Origin of the sequence: Streptomyces chiangmaiensis (genome assembly GCF_036281785.1) — a bacterium.
In the GTDB taxonomy this organism is placed as follows: domain Bacteria; phylum Actinomycetota; class Actinomycetes; order Streptomycetales; family Streptomycetaceae; genus Streptomyces; species Streptomyces chiangmaiensis.
Genome location: NZ_JAYWVC010000077.1, coordinates 25,682 through 33,754, shown reverse-complemented (window position 1 = coordinate 33,754; position 8,073 = coordinate 25,682). Strand labels below are relative to the sequence as shown.

Here is an 8,073-nt window from a genome sequence, read left to right as displayed (position 1 = left end):
GGTGGCGAGGTCGTGGCCGCCGACGTGGAGTTGGCCACTGGCGGGGTCGGGGGAGATCAGGGTGGAGAGGATCTTGACGGCGGTGGTCTTGCCGGCGCCGTTCGGGCCGAGCAGTGAGAAGACCGTTCCTTCCGGGACGGCCAGGTCGACGCCGTCGAGGACGGTCTTGTCGCCGTAGGACTTGCGCAGCCCGTTCGCCGCGATGGCCAAGTTGGTCATGAGGGGTGCTCCTTATTACAGGCGGCGGGATCACAGGCTGCGGGCGGTGATGTGGCCGTAGGCGGTGGTCGCGTGGATGTTCAGGACGGCGGCGCCGTCGGTGTTCTTGAGCGAGTTGTGGATCCGGCCGTAGCCGGTGCCGGCGTCCAGGGCGGCGGAGACTCCCTGGGCGGCGCCGACCGAGATCTCGCCGTGTTCGGTGCGCAGTGTGACCGTGCCGCGCACTGCCTCGGTGATGTGGATGTCTCCCTTTTGGGTGGTGATCTCGGCGGGGCCGGTGAGGCGGCCGACCGAGATGTCGCCGGCTTGGAGGGTCAGGCGGGCGTTCGCGGCCTCATCCAGCTTGACCGTGGCCTGTGCGCCCTCGAAGGTGACGTCGCCGAGCCGTCCGACGCCGCGGAGTTCGGCGAGGGCCACCTTCGCCTCGATGTGGGAGCCGGCGGGCAGCTGGACGGTCACCTCGATGGATCCGGAGTTGCCGAGGATCCGGTTCTTCGCCTCCGGGGCCCCGATCCGCAGGACGCCGTTGTCGTAGGTGACCTCGGTCTGCTCCGCCGCCTTCACGTCGCGGCTCTTGGCGGCGTCGGCGGGCAGGACCTCGACGGCGGTGTCGGCCCGGTCGGCGGCGATGAACCGGATGTCTCCGGCGGGGATGTCGAGGACGGTCGAGACCGGGGCGGGGGTGTCGAACTTCTGCATCGTGCTCTCCTTCGGCTGCATCGTGCGTTGCTTCGTTCCGCCGTTTCTGATGACGGAAAAGCTACGTTGCGTTCATCCTTCTGGCAACAGGATCGTTGCGAAGAATTACAGTCCTTGCAGTTCTAGAGCCGGAAATCGTTGCAACAGCCTTGAGTTGAATGCAACACGTCTCCGCCGTTCGTTGCAATGGATTGAGAGTGAACGCTATCCGTCATGCCCCGTGCCCCGGCAACCGGACGTCCCCAGGGACGCACCCCTGCGTGACGGCGGAACTCATGGCACCCTGCACCGGGGCTTGTGCCGACCACTGCGGTTACGCTCGAGCTCGTAAGACCTTGATCGGGTGGTCCGGACGAGAGCGGGTTGGACGGGAGGCCGAGGGATGACCCTGCCCCAAGGGCGCAGGAGCAGTACCTTCACGCGACTGCTGCGGCACGGCTTCACCGACCCCTCCGCCGCCGAGCGGCTCCTGGAGAGCCCCGAGCTCGCGCCGATAAGGTCCGATCCCGTTCTGCTCGAGGCCCTGGGCGCGACCGCCGACCCCGATCTGGCGCTGGGCGGTCTCGTCCGGCTCCTCGAGGCGCAGCCCGTCCCCACCGCCCGCCGTGAGCTGCTCGACACGCTGATCGCCGCCAAGCCCCTGCGGGACCGGCTGCTCGGCGTCCTCGGTGCCTCCGCCGCGCTCGCCGACCACCTCGCCCGCCATCCCGGTGACTGGCAGGCCCTGGTCAACTACGAGCCGCAGGACCTCCACCCCGGTGTGGCGGAATTCGAACGGCAGCTGGTCGAAGCCACCGACCCCGTTTCCCTGCGGGTCGCCTACCGTCGCTGTCTGCTGTCGATCGCCGCACGCGACGTGTGCGGCACCATCGATGTCGCCCAGACCGCCGCCGAGCTGGCCGACCTCGCCACGGCCACGCTGCGCGCCGCCCTCGCGATCGCCCGCGCCGCGGCCCCCGACGACGCCGCGAGCTGCCGGCTCGCGGTGATCGCGATGGGCAAGTGCGGCGGGCACGAGCTGAACTACGTCTCGGACGTGGACGTCATCTTCGTCGGGGAGGCCGCGGCCGGCGCGGACGAACACAAGGCCCTGCCGGCCGCGACCAGGCTGGCCTCGCACATGATGCGGATCTGCTCCGAGCCCACCGTCGAGGGCAGCATCTGGCCCGTCGACGCGAATCTGCGGCCCGAGGGCAGGAACGGCCCGCTCGTGCGCACGCTCAGCAGCCACCTCGCCTACTACCAGCGCTGGGCCAAGACATGGGAGTTCCAGGCGCTGCTCAAGGCGCGCCCGGTGGCCGGCGACATGCTGCTCGGCGAGGAGTACGTCGCCACCCTCGCCCCGCTGGTCTGGCAGGCCGCCGAGCGCGAGAACTTCGTCGCCGACGTGCAGGAGATGCGCCGCCGGGTCGTCGCCAACATCCCGGTCGGAGAGGTCGAGCGGGAACTCAAGCTCGGTCCGGGCGGTCTCAGGGACGTCGAATTCGCCGTACAGCTCCTGCAGTTGGTGCACGGGCGGTCCGACAACTCGCTGCGCAGCGGCACCACGCTCGACGCGCTGAAGGCGCTCGCGGCCGGCGGCTACGTCGGCCGCGTCGACGCCGTGCAGCTCGACGACGCCTACCGCTTTCTTCGCTCCATGGAGCACCGCATCCAGCTCTACCGGCTGCGCCGCAGCCACCTCGTCCCCGAGGACGAGGCCGACCAGCGCCGCCTCGGCCGCTCCCTGGGTCTGCGCACCGACCCCCTCGGTGAGCTGAACCGCGAGTGGAAGCGGCACACCGGTGTCGTACGCCGGCTGCACGAGAAGCTCTTCTACCGGCCCCTGCTCGACGCCGTGGCCCAACTCGCCCCAGGCGAGGCCCGGCTGAGCCTCGACGCGGCCCGGGAGAGGCTCGTCGCGCTCGGGTATGCGGACCCGGCCGCCGCGCTGCGCCATCTGGAGGCGCTGGCGTCCGGCGTCACCCGCAAGGCCGCCATCCAGCGCACCCTGCTGCCCGTGCTGCTCGGCTGGTTCGCCGACTCCGCGGACCCGGACGCGGGCCTCCTCAACTTCCGCAAGGTCTCGGACGCGCTCGGCAAGACCCCGTGGTACCTGCGGCTGCTGCGGGACGAGGGTGCCGCCGCCGAGAACCTCGCCCGGGTCCTGTCCGCCGGCCGGCTCGCCCCCGACCTGCTGATGCGCGCACCGGAGGCGGTGGCCCTCCTCGGCGACGGGGAGGGCGGCGGCCTGGAACCCCGCTCCCGCGCCCACCTCGAACAGGAGATCCTCGCCGCGGTGGGCCGTGCCGGGAACGCCGAGCATGCGGTCACGGTGGCGCGCGGCGTGCGCCGGCGCGAGCTGTTCCGCACGGCCGCAGCGGACATCGTCGGCTCCTACGGCAGCGAGGCCACCCCCACCCGGCCCAACCAGGGCGCCCTGATCGAGACGGTCGGCGGTGCGGTCTCGGATCTGACGGCGGCGACGCTGGCGGGCACGCTCCGCGCGGTCGTGCGCGCCGGCTGGGGCGACACCCTGCCCACCCGGTTCGCGGTCATCGGCATGGGCCGCTTCGGTGGGCACGAACTGGGCTACGGCTCCGACGCGGACGTGCTGTTCGTGCACGAGCCGCGCGAGGGCGTGGACGAACGTGAGGCGGCCGAGGCGGCGAACCGGGTGGTCGCGGAGATGCGCCGGCTGCTTCAGCTGCCGAGCAGCGACCCGCCGCTGCTGATCGACGCCGATCTGCGTCCCGAGGGCAAGTCGGGACCGCTGGTGCGCACCCTGACCTCGTACGAGGCGTACTACCGGCGCTGGTCGCTGGTCTGGGAGTCGCAGGCGCTGCTGAGGGCCGAGCCCGTCGCCGGCGACGAGGACCTGGGCCGACGCTTCATCGAACTGGTCGACCCGCTGCGCTACCCACGGGGCGGGCTCGACGAGGACGCGGTGCGCGAGATCCGGCGCCTGAAGGCCCGCATGGAGTCGGAGCGGCTGCCCAGGGGCGCCGACAAGACGCTCCACACCAAGCTGGGCCGTGGCGGCCTGTCGGACGTGGAGTGGACGGTCCAGCTGCTCCAGCTGCGGCACGGCTGCACGGAACCGGGCCTGCGCACCACTCGCACCCGCGCCGCGCTCGCTGCCGCGCGCACGGCCGGACTGCTGCCGGACGAGGAGGCGGAGATCCTCGACGAGGCCTGGGTCCTCGCCTCGCGCGTGCGCAACGCGGTGATGCTGGTACGGGGGCGGGCGGGGGACACCTTCCCTGCCCAGAGCCGTGAGCTGGCCGCGGTGGGCCGCTACCTGGGGTACGGGCCGGGGCACGTGGGCGACATGCTCGACGACTACCGGCGCACGACCCGCCGGGCCAGGGCCGTCATGGAGGAGCTCTTCTACGGAACGTAGGCGTTGCCACCGACGGTGACGGGTTTCAGGTTCCGATGCCAGGTCCGCGGCAGCGTGTACGGCACGGCGCCGTACCACAGCGACGCCACCGCGAAGCCGAACGCCAGGCACAGCGTGCCGCCGACCGCGTCCAGCCAGAAGTGGTTCGCCGTGGCGACGATCACCACCAGAGTGGTTGCGGGATACAGCAGGCCCAGTACCCGCACCCAGGGCACCGTCGCCAGCGCGAAGATCGTCAGACCGCACCACAGCGACCAGCCGATGTGCATCGACGGCATCGCCGCGTACTGGTTCGACATGTGCTTCAGGTCGCCCGACGCCATCGAGCCCCAGGTCTGGTGCACCACCACGGTGTCGACGAAGTCCCCGCCGGTCATCAGCCGAGGTGGTGCGAGCGGGAAGAAGTAGTAGCCGAGCAGCGCCACCGCCGTGGTGGCGAACAGGGCGAGCCGGGTCGCCGCGTACCGGCCCGGATGGCTGCGGTACAGCCACACCAGGACACCCAGCGTCACCACGAAGTGCAGTGTGGCGTAGTAGTAGTTCATCCCCACGATCAGCCATGTCACCGAGTTCACGGCGTGGTTGACCGAGTCCTCCGCGGCGATGCCCAGATGCTGCTCGAGGCGCCACAGCCAGTCGGCGTCGGCCAGCGCCTCGGCCTTCTGCTCGGGCACGGCGTTGCGGATCAGTGAGTACGTCCAGTAACTCACCGCGATGAGCAGGATTTCGAACCAGAGGCGAGGACGCCGGGGGGTGCGGATCCGTCGTAGCAGCCCCTGCCTCGCGCGGTCCCCGCTCTCCTCCGCGACGGCGTCGGCGGCCTGCCTCCGGCCGTCCACCGCTGTCACGGTCTCGTCACCCATAGGCACAGAGTCTGCCAGAAAGGCAGCCTCCCACCGATCATCCCCTGGAAGGGTTCGGGCCGCATTTTCTCCATCCGGTTCACCCCTGGGAGGAGGGGTGACTACTGCCGATGACGACTCCGGTCCCCAGGCGCCGAAGCCGTCGACCCTCGCACCACCAGCTCCGGCATGAACACGAATTCACTGTGGGGCGCGGGCGTCCCGCCTATCTCCTCCAGCAACGTCCGCACGGCCGCCTGTCCCATCGCCGGAACCGGCTTGCGGATCGTCGTCAGCGGCGGGTCCGTGAAGGCGATGAGCGGTGAGTCGTCGAATCCCACCACCGAGACGTCGGTGGGGACTTCCAGCCCCTGCTGCCGAGCCGCGCGTATCGCCCCGAGCGCCATCATGTCGCTCGCGCACACCACCGCCGTGCACTCCCGGTCGATGAGCGCGGACGCCGCCGCCTGTCCGCCCTCCAGCGTGTACAGAGAGTGCTGGACCAGCGTTGACTCGATCTCGTCGGTGGACAGCCCGAGCTGCTCCTGCATCGTGCGTACGAACCCCTCGATCTTCCGCTGCACCGGCACGAACCGCTTGGGTCCGAGGGCCAGACCGATCCGGGTGTGCCCCAGCGACACCAGGTGCGTGACCGCCAGGGACATCGCGGCACGGTCGTCGGGGGATATGAACGGTGCCTCCACCTTGGGCGAGAAGCCGTCCACCAGTACGAACGGCACGCCCTGGGCGCGCAGGCGCTCATAGCGCTGCATATCGGCGGTGGTGTCCGCGTGCAGCCCGGAGACATAGATGATGCCGGCGACCCCGCGGTCCACGAGCATCTCGGTCAACTCGTCCTCGGTGGAGCCGCCCGGTGTCTGGGTCGCGAGCACGGGCGTGTACCCCTGCCGGGTCAGCGCCTGGCCGATGACCTGGGCCAGCGCCGGGAATATCGGGTTCTCCAGCTCCGGGGTGATCAGGCCCACCAGGCCCTCGCTGCGCCGGCGCAGCCGCACCGGACGCTCGTAGCCCAGCACGTCGAGCGCGGCGAGGACGGACTGCCGTGTGGTCGCCGCGACTCCAGGCTTCCCGTTCAGGACGCGGCTCACAGTCGCCTCGCTGACCCCCGCCTGGGCTGCGATGTCTGCAAGCCGTGTGGTCACGGGATGGGACTGTACCGGCCGTATGTCCGCTTGCCCACCAAAAGGACGCCGGGCCCGGGCGGTTGAACGGCCCGCTGCGGGTTGCTGCGTCATCGCGCTCCCTCGTGTTCTGTCGGCGTCCGGTCCGCAACGGGATGATCCCCCGTGACAGAGACCTGTGGCAAGAGTTTGCAGAGTCTTGCACAAGTGTCCGTGGTCGCGCCGAGCAGGCCTAAAGACAAGACGCAGGGCCCTCACGGCGAGGTCACGGCCGGGTAACCATTGTCGCCTCTTTCACTTTTTTGCTGCAAAGTCTTTCGCAAGGCTTACATCGCTGTTACGTTCACGTCGCCCGGCGGCCGCAACGGCGCAGTCGGCAAGTCGACAGGGGCGGCGGACGGGACCGCCACCTGTAGCACACGGGCTTTCACCCTCAAGGAGAACTCATGCGGCGTGGCATAGCGGCCAGCGCGCTGGTGGCGTCCTTCGCCCTCGCGGCGACGGCGTGCGGCGGGAGCGACAGCGGCAGCGACAAGTCGGACGGCCCGGTGACCATCACCTGGTGGGACACCTCCAACGCCACCAATGAGGCGCCGACGTACAAGGCACTGGTCGCGGACTTCGAGAAGGCCAACCCGAAGATCAAGGTCAAGTACGTCGACGTCCCCTTCGACCAGGCGCAGAACAAGTTCGACACCGCCGCCGGCTCCAAGGGCGCCCCCGACGTGCTGCGCTCCGAGGTCGGCTGGACCCCCGCCTTCGCGAAGAAGGGCTACTTCCTGCCGCTGGACGGCACCGAGGCCCTCGCGGACAAGGACAAGTTCCAGGCCAACCTGGTCCAGCAGGCCCAGTACGAGGGCAAGACCTACGGTGTGCCCATCGTCACCGACACCCTCGCGCTCGTCTATAACAAGGCCCTCTTCCAGAAGGCCGGCATCACCGAGGCCCCCAAGACCTGGGACGAGCTGAAGTCCGACGCCGCGAAGATCAAGGACAAGACCAAGGTCGACGGCTACTGGGGCTCCACCCAGGCCTACTACGCCCAGAGCTTCCTCTACGGCGAGGGCGTCGACACGGTCGACGCCTCCGCCAAGAAGATCACCGTCAACTCGGACGCCGCGAAGAAGGCGTACGGCACCTGGCTGAGCCTGTTCTCCGGCAAGGGCCTGCACAAGGCCGACACCACCGCCGACGCCTACGCCCACATCCAGGACGCGTTCGTCAACGGCAAGGTCGCCGCGATCATCCAGGGCCCGTGGGAGATCACGAACTTCTACAAGGGCTCGGCCTTCACGGACAAGTCCAACCTCGGCATCGCCACCGTCCCGGCCGGCTCCAGCGGCAAGGCGGGCGCGCCGACCGGCGGCCACAACCTGTCCGTGTACGCGGGCTCGGACAAGGCCCACCAGGAAGCGGCCCTGAAGTTCGTCAACTTCATGACCTCGGCGAAGTCCCAGGAGACCATCGCCCTGAAGAACTCCACGCTGCCGACGCGTGACGACGCCTACAGCGCGCAGGTCAAGGCCGACCCCGGTATCGCCGGTTACCAGGGCGTCCTCGCTGCCGCCCAGCCGCGCCCGGCGCTGCCCGAGTACAGCTCGCTGTGGGGCCCGCTCGACACCGAGCTGCCCAAGATCGCGGGCGGCAAGGAACCCCTGGACAAGGGCCTGAGCAACGTGGAGCTCGCCATCGCCAAGCTGGTTCCGGACTTCAGCAAGTAAGCCCGTGTGGCCGCCGGATCCTCCTGCGAACGGGGGAAGGATCCGGCGGCCCGGCCTGTGCCCGGCCC

General features: G+C 69.9%; 6 protein-coding genes. 2 read left to right on the top strand and 4 right to left on the bottom strand.

The window, feature by feature from the left end; all coding sequences use genetic code 11:
* Together VXC91_RS22080 and VXC91_RS22075 are read right to left on the bottom strand one after the other, a co-directional pair.
* A partial coding sequence (locus VXC91_RS22080; RefSeq protein WP_329509038.1) for an ATP-binding cassette domain-containing protein occupies nucleotides 1-219 on the bottom strand: 219 nt, incomplete at its 3' end.
* A gap of 30 nt (nucleotides 220-249) precedes the next feature.
* Nucleotides 250-918 (bottom strand): DUF4097 family beta strand repeat-containing protein, encoded by a 669-nt coding sequence (locus VXC91_RS22075; RefSeq protein ID WP_329509037.1) that lies wholly within the window; start codon nucleotides 916-918, stop codon nucleotides 250-252.
* Between the two features lie 382 nt (nucleotides 919-1,300).
* On the opposite strand from VXC91_RS22075, the gene VXC91_RS22070 reads away from it, so the two are divergent.
* Nucleotides 1,301-4,300 (top strand): bifunctional [glutamine synthetase] adenylyltransferase/[glutamine synthetase]-adenylyl-L-tyrosine phosphorylase, encoded by a 3,000-nt coding sequence (locus VXC91_RS22070; protein ID WP_329509036.1) that lies wholly within the window; start codon nucleotides 1,301-1,303, stop codon nucleotides 4,298-4,300.
* Here the strand turns inward: VXC91_RS22070 and VXC91_RS22065 are convergent.
* Entirely contained in the window at nucleotides 4,288-5,163 is an 876-nt protein-coding gene (locus tag VXC91_RS22065; RefSeq protein ID WP_329509035.1) for a phosphatase PAP2 family protein, read from the bottom strand. The genes VXC91_RS22070 and VXC91_RS22065 overlap by 13 nt on opposite strands.
* Nucleotides 5,164-5,264: 101 nt before the next feature.
* The gene (locus VXC91_RS22060) at nucleotides 5,265-6,305 is read right to left on the bottom strand and encodes a LacI family DNA-binding transcriptional regulator (RefSeq protein ID WP_329509034.1); all 1,041 of its coding nucleotides are present in this window, start codon (nucleotides 6,303-6,305) and stop codon (nucleotides 5,265-5,267) included.
* 425 nt (nucleotides 6,306-6,730) lie between these two features.
* On the opposite strand from VXC91_RS22060, the gene VXC91_RS22055 reads away from it, so the two are divergent.
* Nucleotides 6,731-8,005 (top strand): extracellular solute-binding protein, encoded by a 1,275-nt coding sequence (locus tag VXC91_RS22055; protein ID WP_329509033.1) that lies wholly within the window; start codon nucleotides 6,731-6,733, stop codon nucleotides 8,003-8,005.
* The last annotated feature ends 68 nt before the right edge of the window (nucleotides 8,006-8,073 follow it).